Below are 19,747 nucleotides of genomic sequence, written 5' to 3'. Positions count from 1 at the left end.
GTCGTCGTAGTCGGCGCCACGGTCGTCGTAGTCGGCGCCACGGTCGTCGTAGTCGGCGCCACGGTCGTCGTAGTCGGTGGAGCCATCGGCTGAACCGCTGGCGAGGCGGCAGACATGGCGCCCATCCCGGCTGCGTTCCAGGCCGAGACCTGAAACTCATACGAAACGGCGGAATCGAGGCCGATCGCCAGGTAGGAGGTCAGCGTCGTCGCGGTGTCGGAAACCAAGACGGCCCACTCGCCGCCGTCCGCTCGTCGTTCGATCCGGTAGCCGGTGACCGTCGCACCCCCGTTGTCGCCGGGAGGTGCCCAGTTCAGGTGGACCTGCCCTCCGGGCAAGGCAGCGGCTGTCAGGTTGGCCGGCGCCCCGGCCCGTGTGTAGGGCATGGCGGCAACCGAGGCTGAGGCGGTACCGGTGCCGGCAGCGTTGGTCGCCGCGACTGTGAACGTGTAGATGGCTCCGTTCAGGAGGCCCGTCAAGCGGTACGAAGTGGCAGAGGCCGCGACGTTTGCCGAACCGGACGTCATCCCCTGGCTTACGTTGCTGGTCCAGGCCACGGAATACCCGGTGACCGCCGTACCCCCGTTTGCGGTCGGGGCCGACCATGTGACGGTGGCCTCGGCATTCGACGAAGTGGTGGCCACAGAGGTGGGTGGTCCGGGAACCACGTCAGACTGGGCAGATACCGCCGCAACTCCGAGCGCGAACAGAGCCAGCGTCCCGGTGCCGGCCACTAGGGCCAGAAGTTGCCTGGTTCGGCTCAGCGGATTCCCCACAGGTCCCTGCAGGCCTCGCAGGTCTCCTCGGGAACCACCCCGATCGTCATCAGGATCCGGAAGAGCCAGCATCCCAGACAGAACCCCGCGAACGCTTCCAGCGAGGCAGCGACTAGGACAACCGTCACCAGCAGGTAGGACACCGTCTCGGCTCCGGCGAGGGCGGCGACCAGCGCCCCGGTGGACAGGGTCGCTCCGATGCCTTGGGCGAACCGCTTGGGTGGACCCGGGGTCTCCTGCACGGCCCACGACAGGCGAGGCCGCACCACCCGGGTGATCAGGCTGCCTAGCGGGCTAAGTGTTGGACCGGTCGCCACTCGGGCCAGGAATCCCCAGGCCAGGACGACGACCAGCAGTGTCCACCCGGTGGCCAGGATGACCACGCACTGGAGCACCACCCCAGTGGCCACCAGCCGGGCCGAGACCTCGTCCACCGGATGCGGAAACGAGAACAGGTCGGTAGCCCCAGTCTCGGTCTTTCGGTTCCCCACGGGACAAACCCTATTGTCGGGTGATGTCGTCCTCCACGATCCAACCGTTCCCGGTTGGCGGAACCCCGGTCGATGAGGTGGTCCGGGACTTGGACGCTCGTCGGGGTGGAGACGTGCGGTGGGCTGAAGGGCGCACGTTCGGCCTGGTGTTCGACGGTGGTCCGGAGGTACGCCAGGTCGCTGAGGAGGCAGCCCGGCTCTTCCTCCACGAAAACGCTCTCAACACCGCCGCCTTCCCCTCGCTGGGCGAGATCCAGGCTGAACTCTGCGCCTGGACAGCCGACCTCCTCCACGGCCCACCGGAGGCGGCCGGGTTCCTGACCAGCGGTGGCACCGAGAGCATCCTGTGTGCCGTAGAGGCGGCCCGGGAACGTGCTGCGGCGGAGCGGGGCGTGGTCGACCCGGAGATCGTGCTGGCCCGAAGCGCCCATGCGGCGTTCCACAAGGCCGCCCACCTGTTCGGGCTGCGGACCCGGGTCGTCCCAGTAACCGACGACTGGACAGCCGATGTAGACGCAGTAGCCGACTCGGTTGGACCATCTACCGCTCTGGTCGTGGCGTCGGCCCCCCAGTACCCGCAGGGGGTGGTCGATCCGGTGGCCGAAATGGCGGGATTGGCCGACTCGGTGGGCGCCAACTGCCACGTGGACGCCTGCATGGGTGGGTTTGTCCTCCCCTTTGCCACCGATGAGGACCCCGATGCGTGGGGTAGCCCGCCGTGGGACCTCGGCGTCGACGGCGTGACGTCCATCTCGGCTGACATTCACAAGCTCGGATACGCCCCCAAGGGCGTCTCGGTCCTCCTTCACCGGTCAAGGGAACTGCGCCGGTACCAGACGTTCGTCTTTGACGACTGGCTGGGAGGCCGCTATGCCACCCCGAACCTGCAGGGCACCCGCTCGGGCCTACCCATGGCAGCCGCCTGGGCGGTGGTCCGCCACCTGGGACGCGACGGTTACCGCCGGCTGGTCCGAGCCACCTTGGAGACCGCTGACCGCATCCGGGCCGGAGTGCGGGCCGTCGACGGCCTCTCCGTCCCCGGGGACCCCCGACACCACCTCCTCTCGATTACCGCCGACCCGGCAGCGGACGAGCCAGTCAACATCCCGGCTCTGGGCGAAGCTCTAGCGGCCCGACATTGGCACCTCGACAGGCAGGGCCCACCGGACGGCCTGCACCTGACGGTCAGCGCGGGCAATGTTCCGACCGTGAACGAGTGGCTGGCCGACCTCTCCGACGCCGTCGTCGAGGCCCGGGAACGCGGCAACATCGACCCGGCAGACGACGGTTCGTACGCCACCCTGGAGTGACGGCTCAGGAGAAGAGACGGGACGCGTCCTCGAAGTCGACCAGCCACGTCCGACCCCCGGCATCAGAGTGGTACGACGACCAACCCAGCAGTTGGCGGGCTCGCTCGGGCAGGTCGGCGGCCCGCTCCCGATCCACCTGCAGGGGACTGGCTTCCTCGGGCCGCAACCATCCGACTACGAAACTGACGTGCATGCCGTAACGCCACGTCTCGGAGGCGTTGGACCCAGCGCCGTGGATCACCTTTCCCGAGTAGAACATCCCGGCACCGGCCGGCATCTCGGCGTAGGCCAGGTCGGCCTCGGCCACGTCATAGCCCCGAACCAGACCGGGCGGCAGGTCCTGCGTGCCCGGCACCACCACCGTGGCACCGTTGTCTCGGGTGAAGTCCGAAAGGGCGAACATGCAACTGATGGTGATCTCCCGTTCAGAGTTGACAGCCTCCGGCCAGTTGTTCTCGTCCCGGTGCAGGTACTGGGCCCGCTCCCCGGGACCGACGGCCATGACCTGACCGGTGTTCAGCCAGTAGTCGGCGCAACCAGACAACAACTCACGGTCAACCACCTCGGACAGCAGGGGGTGGAGGAGGGCGTGGTCCACGAAGGCCCGGCTGCGAGCGGCCAGGCCGCAGAACCGGATGGTCTGGGAACCGTGGAACAACTCCCATTGCTCGAGTCCGCTCCGGGAACCCGGAGCGGTCGCCTCGAGTGACGGCGCCAGGTCGTCAACGATGGCCCGACGCTGATCGTCGGTTAGCAGGTCCCGGACAATCACCCCTCCGTCACGGTGCAGGACGTCCAGCAGATCGTCGACCGAAGTTTCCCGGTCCAGGGTGGTCAGCTTGGCCATGACGCGCAGCATCCCCGCCTTAGCGCCCCTTGCGCAATTCCCTGTGCCAACCCTCGACCCCGGAGGCGTCACCCAGGGAGCGGTACTGTCCGGCCCCATGGCCCTCACCCTGTCCCACAGCGCTGGACCGGACGATCCTCAGCTCCGCGACCTCACCATCGGTGGCCTACTACGCCAGGTGGCCGACCAGGTCCCCGAACGGGTGGCCCTGATCGCCGGAACCCCCGATCCGGCCGACCGGCGGGAGTGGACCTACGCCGAGCTGGTCGTCGACGCCGAGCGGGCCGCCCGGGCTGTCCGGGCCCACTTCGAGCCGGGTGAGCGGCTGGCCGTGTGGGCGCCGAACGTCCCCGAGTGGATGATCCTGGAGTTCGGCTGTGCCATGGCCGGGGTGATCCTGGTGACCGTCAACCCGGCCTTCCAGGCCCGCGAACTCCAGTATGTGCTGACCCAGTCGCGCTCGGCAGGGCTCATGGTGCTCCCCGAGTTCCGGGGCAACCCCATGTTGGCCACGGCCATCGATGTGCAGCCCGAATGCCCCGACCTACGGGAGGTCATCCGCCTCGATCAGTGGGAGGACTTCTTGTCCGAGGGGGACGCCTGGGACGGCGATCTCGTTGACCCCGACCCCATGGATCCGTGCATGATCCAGTACACCTCGGGTACCACCGGTTTCCCGAAAGGGGCCCTGCTGTTCCACCGGGGGCTGGTCAACAACGGGGCCCACACGGCAGACCGGATGGGCGTCAGCGACGGCGCGGTGTGGGTCTGCACCATGCCGCTGTTCCACACCGGCGGTTGCGTGCTCGGCGTCCTCAGTGGCGTCTCAAAGCGGGTGACCATGGTCCTCGTGGAGGCCTTCGACCCGGGGCTGGTACTGGAATTGTTCGACACGTACGGCGGGATGGCCATGCTGGGGGTCCCCACAATGCTGGTGGCCATGCTTGAGCACCCCGATTTCGCCTCCCGGGACCTGTCCCTCGTGGAGGCCATCTGCTCCGGAGGCTCGACTGTCCCGGCCCCGCTGGTCGAACGGTTCGAGAAGGAACTCGGGGCGCCCTTCACCATCGTGTTCGGCCAGACCGAGCTCTCGCCGGTTTCGTCGATGACCCACGCCACCGACACCATCGTGGACAAGGCCACCACCATCGGCACCCCGATGCCCCACGTGGAGGTCAAGATCATCGACCCGGAGACTGGCGAGACAGTGCCGGTAGGGACCATCGGCGAGTACTGCGCCCGTGGCTACCTGGTGATGCACGGTTACTACGAAATGCCGGACGCCACCGCCGAGACCATCGATGCTGACGGATGGCTCCACACCGGCGACCTGGCGGCCATGGACGAGCGGGGCTATCTCTCTATCGAAGGTCGCCTCAAGGACATGATCATCCGGGGTGGGGAAAACATCTATCCCCGGGAGCTCGAAGAGCTTCTATTCGCCCACGACACGGTGGCCGAAGTAGCCGTGGTAGGGCTGCCCGACGACCGGTGGGGCGAGGTGGTGGCCGCCTTCGTCCGACCGGCCCCTGACCGAACCATCGACAAGGGCGAGCTCTTCGGATACCTGCGGGAGCACCTGGCACCTCACAAGACGCCGAAGCACTGGTTCGAAGTCAACGAGTTCCCGCTGACCGGCAGCGGCAAGATCCAGAAGTTCGTGCTGCGCGACCAGTGGGTCGACGGCCAGTGGGCCGAAATGGCCTAAGCGACGGGCCGGCCTACACGAGCGTCAGATAGGCGTCGAGTTCGGCCGCCGTCACCCGGTCGGTGATGGTACGAAACTCGGTCCGCTTCACCGAAGCGAAGTAGTCCACGTAGTCACCGTCCCGGCCCGTTCCAAACCCGGACCGCAGCACGTCGTCGGCGACCAGGTCGTCGCAGGCGTGTAGCAGCGTCGGCGGCAGGGCGCTGATACCCCGGGCGGCGATCTCATCGAGGCCTAGGGCGAAGAGGTTGTCGCCGTTCGGGTCGCCGGGGTCGGCCTGACGGGCCACGCCGTCCAGGCCTGCGCTCAACAGTGCGGTGAAGGCCAGATACGGGTTGGCTGACCCGTCTGGGGCACGGACCTCGATACGGCCGCCTTCCGGGACGCGGATCATCTGCGTCCGGTTGTTGCCGCCGTAGGCCACGTAGGCGGGCGCCCAGGTTGCTCCTGAGTCGGGTGGTCCGACGCCGATCCGCTTGAACGAGTTGACGGTTGGGCAGACGATGGCCGTTAGCCCTTGGGCGTGGTCGAGGATGCCAGCGATGAAACGGTAGGCCAGCTCACTGAGCCCGAGTCCCCGGGCGTCGTCGTCGTCGTGGAACAGCGGTTCGTCGGAGTCGGCGGTCCAGAGGCTGAGGTGAGTGTGGAGCCCGTTGCCGGTCTTGTCGGCGAACGGCTTGGGCATGACCGTGGCGTAAAGGCCCTGGCGGCGGGCCAGGGTGTGGAGCATGAGGCGGAGCAGGATGAGGCGGTCCGAGGTGGTGAGGGCGTCGGCGTATTGGAAGTTCTGCTCGAACTGGCCGTTGGCGTCCTCGTGGTCGTTGGCGTAGTTGCCCCACCCCATGGCATCCATGTGGCGAGACACCGTGGTCAGGTGGTCCAGCGCCGTGGTCAGGCCCCGGGCGTCGTAGCACGGCAGGGTCGAGGTGTCCCGCTCGTCGGCGGGTCGTAGCGAACCGTCCTCGTTGCGGTGGAGCAACGAGTACTCCACCTCGACGCCTGCCTTGAGGACGAGGTTCTGCTCAGCGGCCCGTTCCATGGCCCGTCGGAGGATCACCCGGGGGGCGTACGGCCAGAGCTCTCCTTCCACCGTGGCGTCACACTGCAGGGCGGCAACGTTGGGCTGCCAGGGAAGCCGCGTGTAGGAGGCCGGATCGGGGATGGCCAGGATGTCCGGGTCGGCCGGGGTTTGGCTCATGGGTCCGGCGGCGAACCCGGCGAACCCCGCTCCCACCTCGAGGAGATCGTCGATTGCGCTGACCGGCACCAGCTTGGCGCACGGCTTTCCGTGCATCTCCACGAACATGGCGTAGATGAACTCCACGCCGTCCTCGGCAATCCGCCCCTTCAGTTCGTCCGGCGTCATCTCGCCCTCCCCTCGGGGCATCTCCACCCCTGTCTTCCACGGACTATCTCATGTATTGACCCGGCTACCATTCGGCCGCCGCACAAACTGCATCGGGGGACCCGTGGCCAGCCTCAGGGAGCAGGGCAGGGAGTTGCTCGACGGCGCCGGGGTGACCGTCGGTGGCGACCAACCCCACGACATTCAGATCCACGACGATCGATTCTGGCGCCGTGTCCTGCGGGATCGGGAACTGGGCCTCGGCGAGGCCTACCAGGAAGGCTGGTGGGACGCCATCCGAGTCGACGAGTTCTTGGTCCGGGTACTAACCGCCGACCTGCGGTCTGCCATCCGAGCCAGCCCGGCGCTGCTGCTCAACATGCTGCGCTCGAACCTCGTGAACCGCCAGACGATCCATCGAGCGGGACACAACGCCCGGGCCCACTACGACATCGGCAACGACCTGTACCTGCGGATGCTCGGGCCGGAGATGGTCTATAGCTGCGCGCGGTGGGACGAGGCCAACAGCCTTGAAGCTGCCCAGGAGGCGAAGTTGGACCTGGTCTGCCAGAAGCTGCACCTGGAGCCGGGGATGCGAATCCTGGATATCGGTTGTGGCTGGGGCAGCTTCGCCCGCCATGCCGCCACCCACCACGGGGCGGTCGTCGTCGGCATCAGCCCGGCCGCCGAGCAGGTGGACGAGGCCCGGAAGCGGGCCGGGAACCTCCCAGTGGAATTTCGCCAGCAGGACTACCGGGAGGTGGCCGGCACCTACGACCGGATCGTGAGCATCGGGATGATGGAACACGTGGGCCCCAGGAACTATGGGACGTTCTTCGAGCGGTGTGGAGACCTGCTGGAACCCAACGGCCTAATGCTGCACCACACCATCGGGTCAAACGAGTCGACGCAGTCGGTCGATACATGGTTCGATCGGTACATCTTCCCCGGGGGCGTGGTGCCGTCCCTCCACCAGATCGCCGGGGCGTCCCAGCCGCGGTGGGCCGTCGAGGACGTCCAGAACCTGGGTCCCGACTACGACCGGACGCTCCTGGCCTGGCACGCCAACATTGAAGCCCGTTGGGAGGAGATCCCCCACTACGACGAGCGGTTCCGCCGGACCTGGCGCTACTACCTGCTTTCGTCGGCGGCGTCATTCCGGATCCGGAACCTGCAGCTCTTCCAGATCGTGTTCCGTCGTACCGGACGGATCTCGGCGGTGTACGACGGTGTCCGCTGACCTGCGGGAATGTTGTGTCGCAGAGGGACCTAGACGCCCCGTCGAGTTCTGCGGCTGCTACTAGAGGTTGTTGGCCGCTCCGACAAATCTGTCAAGTCCGAGTACAGCCCGTGCGTCAACGGTAGCGGCCAGCATGCCGTCATCTAGCGGTATCCCGATGCCGTCGGCTGATCGGACTAGACCGTTGAAGACGGCCACGATCACCGCGGCATCAACCAAGCCGGCCTCCCCCACGACGGCGATCACATCGTCGTCCAGGGCCCGAGCTGCTTCCGGGTCACGGTTAGCTGCCTCGGCATACGCCATGAGCAGCCCTCCGTGGGGGACGCTCCCCGTTGACCCGCCCACCGCCCCCTGCAGGTCGGCACCGGCGTCGATGGCATCGCTGCTCGCACGGAGCAGCATCACGTGGGCCGATGTTCAGTAGAAGCATTCGTTTACAGCCGACGTGCGGGCAGCGACCAGTTCGACCTGCGGGCGGCTGAGGGCCCGGTGGCGCCAAACCATCTCCTCGAAGTGTTCACCGCTGTACATGCTCATGACGACCGCCATACGCCGTGAGTTGTCTTCGGGCACGAACGACAACGCACGGGCCACGTTGGGTCCCAACCAACCATCGACGGCCCAGGGCACGAAGGCTCCCTCCTGGCCGAGACCATCGGGCACAAGCCGGGAGGGTTCGCCTCTCTTGGGAGCCGGTAGATCCTGGCGTGGTCTGCCCAACAGATCGCAGAGCAGGTCAATGGGGATCGTCTGGACAACCAGCGCGACCACTTCGACGTAACGTCCCGGACCCATACGGTCAATGGCTGCGGTGGCCCAATCCCGGGTGATGCGTCCCGCGTCGACGACTAGACACCGGACGACCTCATGGGTCAACGGTGATAGGCCATCGGAACCAACAGCGTCGGAGAGCCCGGCAATGTCGGGGGCAGCCTCTCCTAGGGGAAGCGGCAGCGACCTTCGGGTCGCCGCCACGATGGCCACCCGTTCGGTGGCCGTCCACCACGTTCCGGCAACAGCCAATCCGTCCCACACGGCCTCGAAGGCGGAGAGGATCTGCGAGTTGACCGGTCGGGGGAACGTGTCGGCAGCAAACTCTGGCACTGGCGCACGCTAGTTCCAGGGCCGCCTTGGAAAGGTTTCGGGTCGCTGGACATAACCGCTTGGCTGTCCGGGGAGGGCTCGAACCTCCAACCTCCTGATCCAAAGTCAGGCGTTCTGCCAGTTGAACTACCGGACAATGCGCATGCCCGACCGAGCGTAGTGGCCGCACCGTCGGGACCTTCTGGAAGCCTGTTTCACCTCTTCCCCGCCAGGCGGGGGCAATAGGCCAGCACCCGGTTAGCCTGCCGCCCGTCATGGGATCTCTGATCAAGAAGCGCCGCAAGCGGATGCGCAAGAAGAAGCATCGCAAGATGCTCAAGCGCACCCGCGCCCAGCGGATGCGGGGCAAGTAGGCCGGTCTCAGGCCGACGGCAGGGTCCGGACGACTCGCCGCCCCTCCCCCGGATACTCCCCCTCCACGAACCAGGTACTCCCGCTCCCGGCAAGCTTCGGCCGACAACCCGCCGCGTCTCCTAGCTCGTCGCGCCACCGGACCAGGGCGGGCACCAGGTCAACGGCCGCCGGCTCCAAATCGTTGCCGTGCGCGCCAAGCGGGCCGCCCATCTCGTCCCATCGGCGGTAGACGTCCTGGGTGAGGCACCCGACCGGCGGGGTCAGCAGGGTGAACGCCCGCTCCTCGAAGGGCAACGGCTCCACCACCTCACCGATGCCGGTCACCCGGGCACGACCCCCGACCAGGCAGAACGGCACGTCAGCCCCGAGGACCACGGAACCGGCCACGTCGTCCCAGCCGGCCCACCGCAGGATCGCTGCGGCGTCCGCTGACCCACCCCCTAGGCCGGCCCCCGCAGGAACCGACTTGCGGACCACCACGTGGGCCGTTCTACCGACGAGGCGTAGGGCCCGGGCTACCAGATTCTCCCCGTCATCGGAAACCTCTAATCCGCTGTCGGGAACCACCACCTCCAGGCCTTCACCGTCTGACACCTCCAACTCATCGGTCAGGTCCACGGCAACCATCTCGGCGTCCACTAGGTGGTAACCGTCGTGTCGGACCCCCACCACGCTCAGCGACAGTGTCAGCTTGGCCGGTGCCGACAGGAGGGTGACGGTCACGACTCACCCGCCACGGCGGCCGTCAGCGCCGCCCAGCCGTCCAGCCCCAGCTCCTCGGCCCGGGCGGTCGGCGCCACCCCGGACGCCGCAAACGCCGCCTCGTCGACCAAACCGGCCAGCGAGCGCCGCAGCATCTTGCGACGCTGTCCAAAACCGGCCCGAACCAGGTCGAACAAGACCTCCGAATCTGCATCCACGGTCGGCGCCTCCCGCCGCACCAATTCGACCAGGGCCGAGTCCACCCGGGGCCGGGGCAGGAACACCGAGGGCGGGACCCGTCCCACGATCCGTCCGACGGCGTGGTACGCCACCTTCACCGATGGGAGACCGTAGGCCCCATCGCCGGGCCCGGCCACCAGCCGTTCGGCCACCTCCTTCTGGACCATCACCACCATGTGCCGGACCGCCGGGACACTGTCCAGGAGGTCGCAAACCAACGGTACCGACACGTTGTACGGCAGGTTGGCCACCAGTGTCCACTGGTCGTTGTCCAGCAGGTCCGACCAGTTCACTGCCATGGCGTCCGCGTGCACTATGGCCACGTCGTGGCCGGCGGTGGTCTCGGCCAGCACGCCAACCAGCGCGTCGTCGATCTCGACGGCGGTTACCGCTACTCCGGCCTCGGCCAAGGCCAGGGTTAGGGACCCGACGCCGGGTCCTATCTCCAGCACTCGGTCGCCTGGGCCTACGGCCGCCAGCTCGACGATCCGACGCACCGTGTTGGGTTCGACGACAAAGTTCTGGCCGAGGGACCGCTTAGGCCGGATGCCGTGACGGTCCAGCAGCTCTCGGACCTCGGTCCGGGTGAGGGTCACAGTGGAGGCCCGACGAGGTCGGTCAGGGCAGGTAGCGACCGCAGACCGGCCACTGGCCACGCCCCCGCAAGTCGTAGAGGGCCTGGGCCATGTGATCCTGGTCGTGGGGGGAGGCGGCGGCCGGATCCACCCCGACCAGGTTCTCGTAGTACATCCCGGCGATCCAGTCCCAGGTCTGGCGGCTGAACTGGTAGGCCCCCCGGTACTTCCCGGTCGGGCTGACCGCCTCGTAGTTCCCGGTGGCCTCACAGAAGCGCAACGCCTCCCACTGCACGTCGGATGGGCCATCCGGGTGCGGATCGGTGTCCCACGGGATGGTTGTTGTGGGCCCTGGCGTGGTCATCGCCTCTTCGCGCCGCTGCAGCTCCTCTTCGCGGAGACGGACACGCTCGGCCTCCCGCTCGGCCTCCCGTCGACGGGCCTCCAGAAGGGCGTCGAGGCGCTCTTGCTGGGCAAACTCGCTGGCCGCCACCAGATGGGCGGCTGCCAGCGCCTCGGCCTCGTGCCGGTGGGCCACCTCGGCCAGCCGGGCTAGCACCGGGCGGGACGACCGGGCGGCATGCCAGTCCTGGGCCCGGGCGCTCATCTTGGCCACGTCCGGCACGAAGTGGGGCCCCGAGGCCACAACCAATTCGATGACCTCCATCGAAGGGTCAATCTCGTCCACGGCGGGCGCGACGGAGGCCCCCGCCGTCCCAGCCAGCGAACCGGGAGACGTCGGATCTTCGAGTACGAACAGGGGCAACGCGGCGATCGTGGCCAGGGCCACGACAACCACCCGCCACCGTTCCACGGTGGTTTCGGCGCCCAGAGCTCCGTCCCTTTCCCCTCCGGACAAGGCCTTTCCCGGCCTGATGATCGCCGCGACGATAGGGACGGACCCCGGATTGCGCAAGGGTCGGGGGCCCCGCGAAACCGCGGTCGTTGGTCACCGGACGGCACCGGGCCGGCCGTCACTCAGACAGGGTTGTCCAACCCGTAGAAGGTCCGGGCGTTGGTCGTGGTAGCGGCAGCCACCTCGGCCACCGGCCGATCCATGGCCTCAGCCACCGCAACTCCGACGAACGGCACCCAGGCCGGTTCGTTGGTCCGACCTCGGTGAGGCACCGGAGCCAGGTACGGCGAGTCGGTCTCGACCATCACGCGGTCCAGCGGGCAGAGGGCGGCAGCGGCCCGGAGGTCGCCCGCCGACGGAAAGGTCACGATGCCGCTGAATGACAGCCACGCACCCCGGTCCAAGCCCTCCCTGGCCTCGTCGGGGCCGCCAGTGAAGCAGTGGAACACCGTACGGGCGGGCACCCCCTCGACGTCCAGCAGGTCGAATGTCTCGGCCCACGCCTCGCGGGTGTGAATGACCAACGGGAGTTCGTGTCCATTGGCTAGCGCCACCTGGGCGGCGAAGGCGTCGCGTTGAGCCGGGCGGGGTGAATGGTCGTAGTGGAAGTCCAGGCCTGCCTCACCGACGGCTACCGCCCCACTCAGCAGGTCGGCGAGGCCCGCCACCCCGTGTCGTGCCTCGTGGGGATGCACGCCGGCCGTGGCCCAGACGTCGTCGTAGGCCGACGCGGTGGCCAGGGCGGCCCGGCTGTCCTCCAGGTCGCAGCCCACGGTGACCATGCCCACCACCCCGGCCTCCCGGGCCCGGGCCACCACCTCGGACGCGTCAGGGCCCAGGTGGCAGTGGTTGTCGAACCAGGCGGTCACCCGTCGTCCCCGGCCAGCAGTTCGACCACGTCGACCTTGGCGAACAGCGGGGCGGGCTTCCCGATGGAAGACCCCGGGACGGGCTCCCGACGGTGCCAGGCGTCCACCGGGCCCAGCTCGTCATCGAGGGCCACCGTGCTGAACGGCAGGTAGGGGGATAGGGCCACCCGTACCCCGGCCACGGCGGCCAGGGCCGTACCCAGCACGGCCTGTGCCCGCTCGGGGTCCGACCGGGCCAGCTTCCATGGTTCGGTGGCGTTCAGGTAAGCGTTGACAGTGGCCGCGGCGTCCATCCCGGTCCGGAGCGCGGCCCGCAACTCCACCCGTTCGATCAGGTCGGTGACGACGTCCAAGGCCCCGTCCACCGTCGCCAGCACAGCCAGGTCGTCGGCGGTCCGGTCCCCGACCGCCGGGACGACACCTCCGCATGTGCTGTGGACCATAGAAAGCACCCGGTTGACCAGGTTCCCCCAGGTGGCCACCAGCTCCTCGTTGATCCGGCGTCCAATCTCGTCGATCGACAGGTCGGTGTCGCTCTGCTCGGGTAGTGATGCGGCTAGCGCATACCGCAGGGCGTCGGCCTGGAACAGGTCCAAGCCCTCGCCGATAGTGAGGCCAACGCCCCGGCTGGCCGATGCCTTGCCGCCCTTGAAGGTCACGTACTGGTTGGCCGGTACGTCGGTGGGGAGATTCAGCCCTCCGTAGCCGAGAAGCATCCCAGGCCAGATGATTGTGTGGAACGGAATGTTGTCCTTGCCGATGAAGTAGACGGACCGGGCCTCGTCGCCCTCCCACCAATCGCGCCAGGCCTCCGGATCGCCCTGGAGTTGCGCCCACTCTTTGGAGGCCGACAAGTAGCCGATGACGGCCTCGAACCAGACGTAGATCCGTTTGCCCGGCCCCAGGTCGTCCACCGGCACCTCGACTCCCCAGTCCAGATCGCGGGTGATGGCCCGATCGTGGAGGCCGTCTTCCACCCAGCCCTTTGAGAAGTTCAGGACGTGACGCCGCCACCCCTGGCGGTCGTCCAACCAGGCACCCAACGCCTCGGAGAAGTCGGAAAGGCGTAGGTAGAAGTGCTCGGTTTGGCGCACCTCCGGCGTGCTACCGGTGATCTTGGATCGGGGATCAACAAGCTCCTCGGGGTCCAGCGTGCGCCCGCAGTCCTCGCACTGGTCGCCCCGGGCCTCGGCGTAGTGGCAGTGGGGGCAGGTGCCCTCGATGTAGCGGTCGGGCAGGAAGCGACCGGCTTCGGCGTCGTAGTACTGGTCGCTGGTTCGACGGTCGATGTGGCCGTTCTCCAGCAGGCGTAGGAAAAGGTCCTGGGTGACCGCAGCATGGTTCTCCGTACCCGTCGAGGTGTAGAGGTCCCAACTGATTCCCAGCCGGTCCCAGTCGGCAACGAACTCGGCGTGGTAACGGTCGACGATGTCCCGGGGTGTGACCCCCTCGGCGTCGGCCCGCACGGTGATCGGGGTGCCGTGCACGTCGGACCCGCTCACCATCAGTACCCGGTTGCCGACCAGCCGCTGGTGCCGGGCGTAGATGTCGGCCGGGAGGTAGGCGCCGGCCAGGTGGCCGAGATGACGGGAGCCCGAGGCGTAGGGCCAGGCGACGGCGACCAACACCGGTCGCCCGGCGCGCCGGTCGGTCCCGGAATCGTCGGCCATGGGTCGGAGGCTACCGGTGGACCGGTCCCCGGGGTCCGGTCATCCCAGGGCCAGGCGGTAGGCCCGACGGCGCGACACCCCGAGTCGGCGGGCCGCCTCGTCGGCGGCGTCTCGGGTGGAGGCACCACCAGCTCGTAACTCGGCCAGTACGGCGCGGACCCGGTTGTCGTCGGCCTCGCCGGGCTCCGGCGCCCCGTCCACTACCAGGACCATCTCGCCCTTTGGCGGCTCGGCGGCCCAGGCGGCGACCTCGTCCAGGGTCCCCCGCCGGAACTCCTCGTGGAGCTTGGTGAGTTCACGGGCCACAACCACCCGTCGGTCCCCTCCCAGGGCGGCGGCCAGGTCGGCCAGGGTGGCAGCCAGCCGATGGGGCGATTCCAGGATCACCATGGTGCGCTCCTCCACGGCCAGCTCGGCTAGCCGGTCGGCTCGGGCGCTCCCCTTACGGGGGAGGAAGCCCTCCATGCACCAGCGGGCGGTCGGTAGGCCACTGGCTGCCACGGCGGCTACCGGAGCCGATGGCCCGGGCACCACCTCGATCCGGTGGCCGGCCTCGACCACCCGGCGGACCACCCTCTCGCCCGGATCGGAGATACCTGGCATGCCGGCGTCGGAGACGAGAGCCACCGTGCCGCCGTCATCCAGGCGACGGATCACCTCGGTGGCCGCTCTCTCCTCTGTGTGCTCGTCGAGGCGCAGCAGGTCGGCTCCCACCACGCCGGCGTGGGCCAGCAGGCGTCCCGTTCTGCGGGTGTCCTCGCAGGCCACCAGGTCGACGGCCGCCAGCGTCTCGACGGCCCGCGGTGAGAGGTCGCCCAGGTTGCCAATGGGCGTGGCCACCAGCACGAAGTGGGCCGGTCCGGCGGCCGCCGTGCTCACTCCCGCACCTCCAGCACGTCGCCGACGGCCAGGCCCCAGCGTTCGAAGCTCCCCGCCTCGGCCTTGAGCACGGCCCGGGCTCGACGTACCGGTCGTCCCACCCGCAGGCCATCCATGCGCGTGGTGCGCAACACCGTGAGGTCGTAGTCCAGGTGGGCCACGTCGATGGGCAGGCGCATGTCCAGCGTGTGGACCGACCGGGCGGGTCGCAGCAGGATTGCCCCCTCAAGCCCGTCACGACCCACCAACCCACGGATTCGAGCGCTCGACGAGTCGGCCACTCGGAGGCTGGACAACACCTGATCTCCCCGCACCAACCACGGCATGGAGGTGATGGTAGGTCTCAGACGTTGAAGAGGAACTCCATGACGTCGCCGTCCTCGGGCCTGTAGTCCTTGCCTTCGCTTCGGACGAGCCCTGACTCCCGGGCCCGGACCCACGACCCCTCGTCCAGCAGCACGTCCCAGCGAATGGTCTCAGCCCGGATGAAGCCCCGCTGGAAGTCGGTGTGGATCCGGCCGGCGCACTCGGGGGCCGACGAACCGGCCCGGAAGGTCCACGCCCGGCTCTCCTTCTCCCCCGTGGTGAAGAAGGTCCGCAGGCCGAGGAGGTGGTGGGCGGCCCGCACGAAGCGCGGGAGGGCCCCCTCGCCGAGTCCCAGGCCGTCGAGTATCTCGGCCCGGTCCCCGTCGCCGAGGAGCGCCGCCTCGGCCTCCAACTGGACGCACATGCCGATGACCTCCGCTCCGGCCAGTTCCGCGGCGACCGGGGCTAGTACCTCGTCGGAGCCGACCACCTGATCCTCGTCCAGGTTGACCACGGCGAGCACCGGCTTGTCGGTGAGGAGGAAGAATGGTTGCAGTTCGTCCCTCTCGCCGGCCGTCAGGTCGCTGCGGTAGAGGGGCACCCCCTCGGCTAGGCGATCGACAGCCCTTCCGAGGGCCGCCACGGCACCGGCCAGTGTCGGATCCCCTTTAGAGGCCCGGCGGACCTTGTAAAGCTGCTTCTCGGCGGAGTCAAGGTCGGCGAGGGCCAGTTCCACCTCGACCACCCGGAGGTGCTCCAGGGGATCGGTAGGCCCGGGCACGTCGCTGTCTTTGAAGGCCCGGAGGACGAACACGATGGCGTCGACCTCACGGATGCCGGCCAGAAACCTGTTACCCAACCCCTCGCCCTGGGAGGCCCCTTCAACCAGGCCGCCGATATCGGCGAACTCCACGCTGGCCGGTACAACCTTGCGGGAGGCGCTCATGGTGGCCAGCTGTTCCAGACGGTCGTCGGGGACCCGGGCCACGCCGACGTTGGGGGCCGTCGTGGCGAAGGCGTACGACGCGGTGAGAACTCCCCCGCCGGCCAGGGCGTTGTAGAGCGAGGACTTGCCTGCGTTGGACAAGCCCACGAACCCGAAACGCTCCACCTGTGTGCTCTCCTCAGTTGGGAATCCGCCCGGCCACCCTCAGCGACCGGTCCGACGGGTCAGGCTAGGACCACTGACCTGGCCGTCCACGGCGATGTGACCGGTGCCCGCCGGCCACCCTGATGGATCCCCGGAACCATGCCGGTACCATGATCCGCATGTCGAAGCGCACTAGCAGGCAGAAGGCCTCGGCTCGTCGCAAGAAGGCCAATCACGGCCGTAAGCCAAACCTGGGTCGTAACAGCTGAGTCGTTGCCCCGTTTGGGACGGCACGATTCCTGGTCGCCCATCCTAATTCCTGCCACTCTCGGCTGAAATTCGGTGCAGCGACGCCATTTGAGTTACGTCAACACTCCCGGCATGTGGCATGAAGCCGTTGCCCGCGCTACGGTTCGCGACCCCGCGGGCGGTCTTGAGGCCGTCGCGTGGCGCAACGATGCGACGAGAACCGGAGGGGTTCATGAGTAAGCAATTAACTCGCCTTCTCGCCGTGATGCTGGGGTTCGCCCTAGTCGTCTCGGCGTGTGGAAGCGACGACGATGACGGGGCGGCGCCGGCAGCGACCACTGCTGCACCGGCAGCTACCGCCGCGCCGGCAACCACTGCTGCACCGGCAACCACTGCACCTGAGCCGCCGGCTGAGCCAGTGTCGGTTGGCCTCGTGTTCGATATTGGTGGACGCGGTGACCAGTCCTTCAATGACGCCGCATACGCCGGCCTGGAACGTGCCGCCAACGAACTCGGGGCGGTCATCTCTGATGCGTCCCCGAACTCGGACGGCTCAAACAGGGGCGAACTGCTGCGCCTTATGGCAGAAAACAATGACCTCGTAATCGGAGTGGGCTTCCTCTTTGATGCTGCGATGGCCGAGGTGGCCGCCGAGTACCCCGGTACGAGCTTCGCCATCGTCGACGGCTTCGTTGACGCCCCGAACGTGGCTTCGTTGCTCTTTGCCGAGCATGAGGGCTCCTTCCTTGTTGGGGCTGCAGCCGGTATGAAGACCGGCGTCGACCTCGTCGGCTTTATTGGCGGTGTGAACTTCCCACTGATCGGGAAGTTTGAAGCTGGTTTCTCAGCCGGTGTCGCTCAGACGAACCCGGATGCAAGGGTGATCGTCGAGTACATAACCGAGCCGCCGGACTTTGGTGGTTTCAACGCGCCGGACGCAGCTCGTGAGATCGCCGCGTCGATGTACGAAAAGGGTGCTGACATCGTGTACCACGCGGCCGGAGGCTCCGGTGCCGGTCTCTTCGAAGCGGCCAAGAGCCACTCGGAGGAGTCGGGTTCCAAGGTTTGGGCCATCGGTGTTGATTCAGACCAGTACCTCACCTCGGATGAGTCAGTGCGCGACTACATCCTGTCGTCCATGCTCAAGAGGGTTGATGTAGCTGTATTCAACACAATCCACTCGCTGGGCGAAGGCGCCTTCGAGGGCGGTGGGGTCATGTTCGACCTGTCGGTCGATGGTGTTGGCTATGCCACCACTGGTGGTTTCGTCGATGACATTGCTGGTGAACTAGATGCCCTGAAGGCCAAGGTTGTCAACAGCTCGATCTCGGTCCCAGATGTGCCGGGTGAGCGGGCCGTTGTACTACCTGACCTGGGTGGCCGAGTCGTCACAATCGCGGTCGACAACGCCTACCTGCCATTCGCCTACATCCCGGCTGACACCGGTGTGGCTATGGGTTGGGACTACGACGCCATGGACGAGGTCTGTGCCCGGCTCAACTGCGTTCCGAGCTTCCAGGAGTTTGCCTGGGACGGCACGATCATCGCCACAGGCGAGGGCCAGTTCGACATGGCCGGTGGCGGCATCACGATCACCGAGGAACGCGACAAGGTCGTGGACTTCTCGATCAGCTTCATTAGTACCGACCAGAAGATCCTCGTGGCCAAGGGCGACTCGGAGATCGGCGGTCGTGCCGACCTCGAGGCGTCGGACTGCAACGTCGGTTCGCAGACCGGCACCACCAACTACGACCTTTCAGTGGACGTAGTCGGCGAAGGCAGGATCGTGGCGTTCGAGTCATTCGCCTTTGCCGTGCAGGCCCTGATCACCGGCGACGTGTGTGCCGTGATCATGGACGACGTGGCCGGCCAGGGCTACCAGGGTGAAAACGCAGACCAGGTGGACATGCTCGCCGAGTCCCTGCAGTCGGATCCGCTGGGCTGGGCCTTCACCGAGGGCAGCGACCTGGTAGGTCCGTTCAACGAGGCCATCCAGTCGATGAAGGACGACGGCACCCTGGCAGCGCTCAACGGCAAGTACTTCGGTACGGCGTTCACCATCACCTACGACGACATCGGTGACGGCGCCTACGCCGAACCGGAGGCTGCTGCGGATTCGTCTGATGCGATCAAGTTGCCGATTCACAACTGGTCGTCCCAGATCGCTGGCGTTTACGCCGTTGGTGCGATGTTGGAGTCGACGGGCAACTCGGTGGAGTACATCTCAGCGGATTCGACGCTGGTGTACACGTCGATGTGTGAAGGCGACATGGATCTGGTTCACGAGGTCTGGGAAGGCGCCTTTGGTGTGGCCTTCATGGAGCAGGTGGATGCAGGTTGTGTGATCGATGCGGCTACTCACGATGCGAAGACTCGTGAGGAGTGGTGGTACCCGTCTTACATCGAGGATGTGTGCCCGGGTCTGCCGGATTGGGAGGCGTTGAACGCTTGTGCCGCGATGTTCGCTACGCCCGATTCGGGCGGCAAGGGCCGCTTCTTGGGTGGTCCGGTGGACTGGTTGAAGGGCGATCAGGAGCGTGTTGAGGGTCTCGAGATGGACTTCATTGTCGAGAACGCCGGCACGGCTGGTGCGTTGTGGGCGGCCTTGGAGGCTGCGAGCGCGAACCAGGAGCCGATCGTGTTGTTCAACTGGACTCCGAACTTCATTGAGGCCATGTACGACGGCAAGTTCATCGAGTTCCCGACGTTTGCCGACGAGTGTCGGACCGATCCGGAATGGGGTATGAACCCGGAGACCACGCATGACTGTGGGAACCCGAAGGATGGGTACCTGAAGCTCGGTGTGTGGGAGGGCTTCCCGGCCAAGTGGCCGAACGCCTACGCGGCGGTTCAGAAGATGAACTTCACGAACCTCGACATTGCCCAGTTGGCGATGTACGTCGACATTGACGGCATGGAGCCTCAGGATGCGGCTGCTTTGTGGCTGGCTGACAACTGTGCTCGTTGGACCGGCTGGACCGGTGCCGACGCCGGTGTCTGTCCGGAAGCCCCCGCAGCCCCAGCGGCTGAAGAGGCTGCTGCGGATTCGTCTGATGCGATCAAGTTGCCGATTCACAACTGGTCGTCCCAGATCGCTGGCGTTTACGCCGTTGGTGCGATGTTGGAGTCGACG

At 67.2% G+C, this 19,747-nt stretch carries 19 protein-coding genes and 1 tRNA gene; 5 read left to right on the top strand and 15 right to left on the bottom strand.

Annotation, left to right across the window (positions count from 1 at the left end):
* Positions 1-776, bottom strand: a 776-nt coding sequence (locus tag MK181_09655; protein ID MCH2420065.1) for a fibronectin type III domain-containing protein, incomplete at its 3' end; no start/stop codon positions are given.
* On the bottom strand, positions 761-1,267 hold the full coding sequence (locus MK181_09650) for a DUF4395 domain-containing protein (GenBank protein MCH2420064.1): 507 nt from the start codon (positions 1,265-1,267) through the stop codon (positions 761-763). The genes MK181_09650 and MK181_09655, both read right to left, overlap by 16 nt.
* 23 nt (positions 1,268-1,290) lie before the next feature.
* Between MK181_09650 and MK181_09645 the strand changes: the two genes are divergently transcribed.
* On the top strand, positions 1,291-2,577 hold the full coding sequence (locus MK181_09645; GenBank protein ID MCH2420063.1) for an aminotransferase class V-fold PLP-dependent enzyme: 1,287 nt from the start codon (positions 1,291-1,293) through the stop codon (positions 2,575-2,577).
* A gap of 4 nt (positions 2,578-2,581) precedes the next feature.
* Here MK181_09645 and MK181_09640 read toward each other — a convergent pair whose 3' ends face one another.
* Entirely contained in the window at positions 2,582-3,424 is an 843-nt protein-coding gene (locus MK181_09640) for a phytanoyl-CoA dioxygenase family protein (GenBank protein ID MCH2420062.1), read from the bottom strand.
* Positions 3,425-3,521: 97 nt separating this feature from the next.
* On the opposite strand from MK181_09640, the gene MK181_09635 reads away from it, so the two are divergent.
* Positions 3,522-5,132 carry an AMP-binding protein gene (locus tag MK181_09635; protein ID MCH2420061.1) on the top strand — a complete coding sequence of 537 codons (1,611 nt, stop codon included), beginning with the start codon at positions 3,522-3,524 and terminating at the stop codon, positions 5,130-5,132.
* Positions 5,133-5,145: 13 nt separating this feature from the next.
* Here the strand turns inward: MK181_09635 and glnT are convergent, their stop codons facing one another.
* Entirely contained in the window at positions 5,146-6,498 is a 1,353-nt protein-coding gene (gene glnT / locus MK181_09630; protein MCH2420060.1) for a type III glutamate--ammonia ligase, read from the bottom strand.
* Positions 6,499-6,601: 103 nt separating this feature from the next.
* Here glnT and cfa point away from each other — a divergent pair, with 103 nt between their 5' ends.
* Positions 6,602-7,717 carry a cyclopropane fatty acyl phospholipid synthase gene (gene cfa, locus MK181_09625; protein ID MCH2420059.1) on the top strand — a complete coding sequence of 372 codons (1,116 nt, stop codon included), beginning with the start codon at positions 6,602-6,604 and terminating at the stop codon, positions 7,715-7,717.
* A 60-nt stretch (positions 7,718-7,777) separates the two neighbouring features.
* On the opposite strand, the gene MK181_09620 is transcribed toward cfa, so the two are convergent.
* The 3 genes from MK181_09620 to MK181_09610 all read right to left on the bottom strand — a co-directional run bounded on the left by MK181_09620 (position 7,778) and on the right by MK181_09610 (position 8,960).
* A complete protein-coding gene (locus MK181_09620; GenBank protein ID MCH2420058.1) occupies positions 7,778-8,125 on the bottom strand; it encodes a hypothetical protein in 348 nt (115 codons plus the stop codon).
* Positions 8,126-8,137: 12 nt separating this feature from the next.
* Positions 8,138-8,824, bottom strand: coding sequence for a hypothetical protein (locus MK181_09615; GenBank protein MCH2420057.1), 687 nt, complete (start codon positions 8,822-8,824; stop codon positions 8,138-8,140).
* 60 nt (positions 8,825-8,884) lie between these two features.
* A tRNA-Gln gene (locus tag MK181_09610) sits at positions 8,885-8,960 on the bottom strand.
* A 118-nt stretch (positions 8,961-9,078) separates the two neighbouring features.
* On the opposite strand from MK181_09610, the gene MK181_09605 reads away from it, so the two are divergent.
* Positions 9,079-9,177: an AURKAIP1/COX24 domain-containing protein gene (locus MK181_09605; GenBank protein MCH2420056.1), complete on the top strand. Its 99-nt coding sequence runs from the start codon at positions 9,079-9,081 to the stop codon at positions 9,175-9,177.
* 7 nt (positions 9,178-9,184) lie between these two features.
* On the opposite strand, the gene MK181_09600 is transcribed toward MK181_09605, so the two are convergent.
* From MK181_09600 to ychF, 8 genes are all read right to left on the bottom strand, one after another.
* On the bottom strand, positions 9,185-9,901 hold the full coding sequence (locus MK181_09600) for a 4-(cytidine 5'-diphospho)-2-C-methyl-D-erythritol kinase (GenBank protein ID MCH2420055.1): 717 nt from the start codon (positions 9,899-9,901) through the stop codon (positions 9,185-9,187).
* The gene (gene rsmA / locus MK181_09595; protein MCH2420054.1) at positions 9,898-10,716 is read right to left on the bottom strand and encodes a 16S rRNA (adenine(1518)-N(6)/adenine(1519)-N(6))-dimethyltransferase RsmA; all 819 of its coding nucleotides are present in this window, start codon (positions 10,714-10,716) and stop codon (positions 9,898-9,900) included. Before rsmA ends, MK181_09600 begins: the two co-directional genes overlap by 4 nt.
* Positions 10,717-10,738: 22 nt before the next feature.
* Complete coding sequence (locus MK181_09590; GenBank protein ID MCH2420053.1) at positions 10,739-11,554, bottom strand: transglycosylase family protein; 816 nt, start codon at positions 11,552-11,554, stop codon at positions 10,739-10,741.
* A 119-nt stretch (positions 11,555-11,673) separates the two neighbouring features.
* The gene (locus MK181_09585; GenBank protein MCH2420052.1) at positions 11,674-12,420 is read right to left on the bottom strand and encodes a TatD family hydrolase; all 747 of its coding nucleotides are present in this window, start codon (positions 12,418-12,420) and stop codon (positions 11,674-11,676) included.
* Entirely contained in the window at positions 12,417-14,090 is a 1,674-nt protein-coding gene (metG, locus tag MK181_09580; protein ID MCH2420051.1) for a methionine--tRNA ligase, read from the bottom strand. Before metG ends, MK181_09585 begins: the two co-directional genes overlap by 4 nt.
* Before the next feature lie 39 nt (positions 14,091-14,129).
* Entirely contained in the window at positions 14,130-14,969 is an 840-nt protein-coding gene (gene rsmI, locus MK181_09575; GenBank protein MCH2420050.1) for a 16S rRNA (cytidine(1402)-2'-O)-methyltransferase, read from the bottom strand.
* Complete coding sequence (locus MK181_09570) at positions 14,966-15,295, bottom strand: DUF192 domain-containing protein (GenBank protein MCH2420049.1); 330 nt, start codon at positions 15,293-15,295, stop codon at positions 14,966-14,968. The genes rsmI and MK181_09570 overlap by 4 nt, the downstream gene beginning before the upstream one ends.
* Before the next feature lie 17 nt (positions 15,296-15,312).
* The gene (ychF, locus tag MK181_09565; protein ID MCH2420048.1) at positions 15,313-16,386 is read right to left on the bottom strand and encodes a redox-regulated ATPase YchF; all 1,074 of its coding nucleotides are present in this window, start codon (positions 16,384-16,386) and stop codon (positions 15,313-15,315) included.
* 460 nt (positions 16,387-16,846) lie between these two features.
* Between ychF and MK181_09560 the strand changes: the two genes are divergently transcribed.
* Positions 16,847-19,747, top strand: a 2,901-nt coding sequence (locus MK181_09560; protein MCH2420047.1) for a BMP family ABC transporter substrate-binding protein, incomplete at its 3' end; no start/stop codon positions are given.

The sequence above is a fragment of the Acidimicrobiales bacterium genome (assembly GCA_022452035.1).
Taxonomy (GTDB): domain Bacteria; phylum Actinomycetota; class Acidimicrobiia; order Acidimicrobiales; family MedAcidi-G1; genus UBA9410.
Note: the sequence above shows the minus strand (reverse complement) of the source record. Positions and strands in the feature narration are given on the sequence as shown.

Excerpts from the sequence above, each read along its gene's own strand:
- MK181_09645 (MCH2420063.1), top strand. The coding sequence starts at position 1,291 with ATGTCGTCCTCCACGATCCAACCGTTCCCGGTTGGCGGAACCCCGGTC.
- MK181_09640 (MCH2420062.1), bottom strand. The coding sequence starts at position 3,424 with ATGGCCAAGCTGACCACCCTGGACCGGGAAACTTCGGTCGACGATCTG.
- MK181_09635 (MCH2420061.1), top strand. The coding sequence starts at position 3,522 with ATGGCCCTCACCCTGTCCCACAGCGCTGGACCGGACGATCCTCAGCTC.
- glnT (MCH2420060.1), bottom strand. The coding sequence starts at position 6,498 with ATGACGCCGGACGAACTGAAGGGGCGGATTGCCGAGGACGGCGTGGAG.
- MK181_09605 (MCH2420056.1), top strand. The coding sequence starts at position 9,079 with ATGGGATCTCTGATCAAGAAGCGCCGCAAGCGGATGCGCAAGAAGAAG.
- metG (MCH2420051.1), bottom strand. The coding sequence starts at position 14,090 with ATGGCCGACGATTCCGGGACCGACCGGCGCGCCGGGCGACCGGTGTTG.
- MK181_09570 (MCH2420049.1), bottom strand. The coding sequence starts at position 15,295 with ATGCCGTGGTTGGTGCGGGGAGATCAGGTGTTGTCCAGCCTCCGAGTG.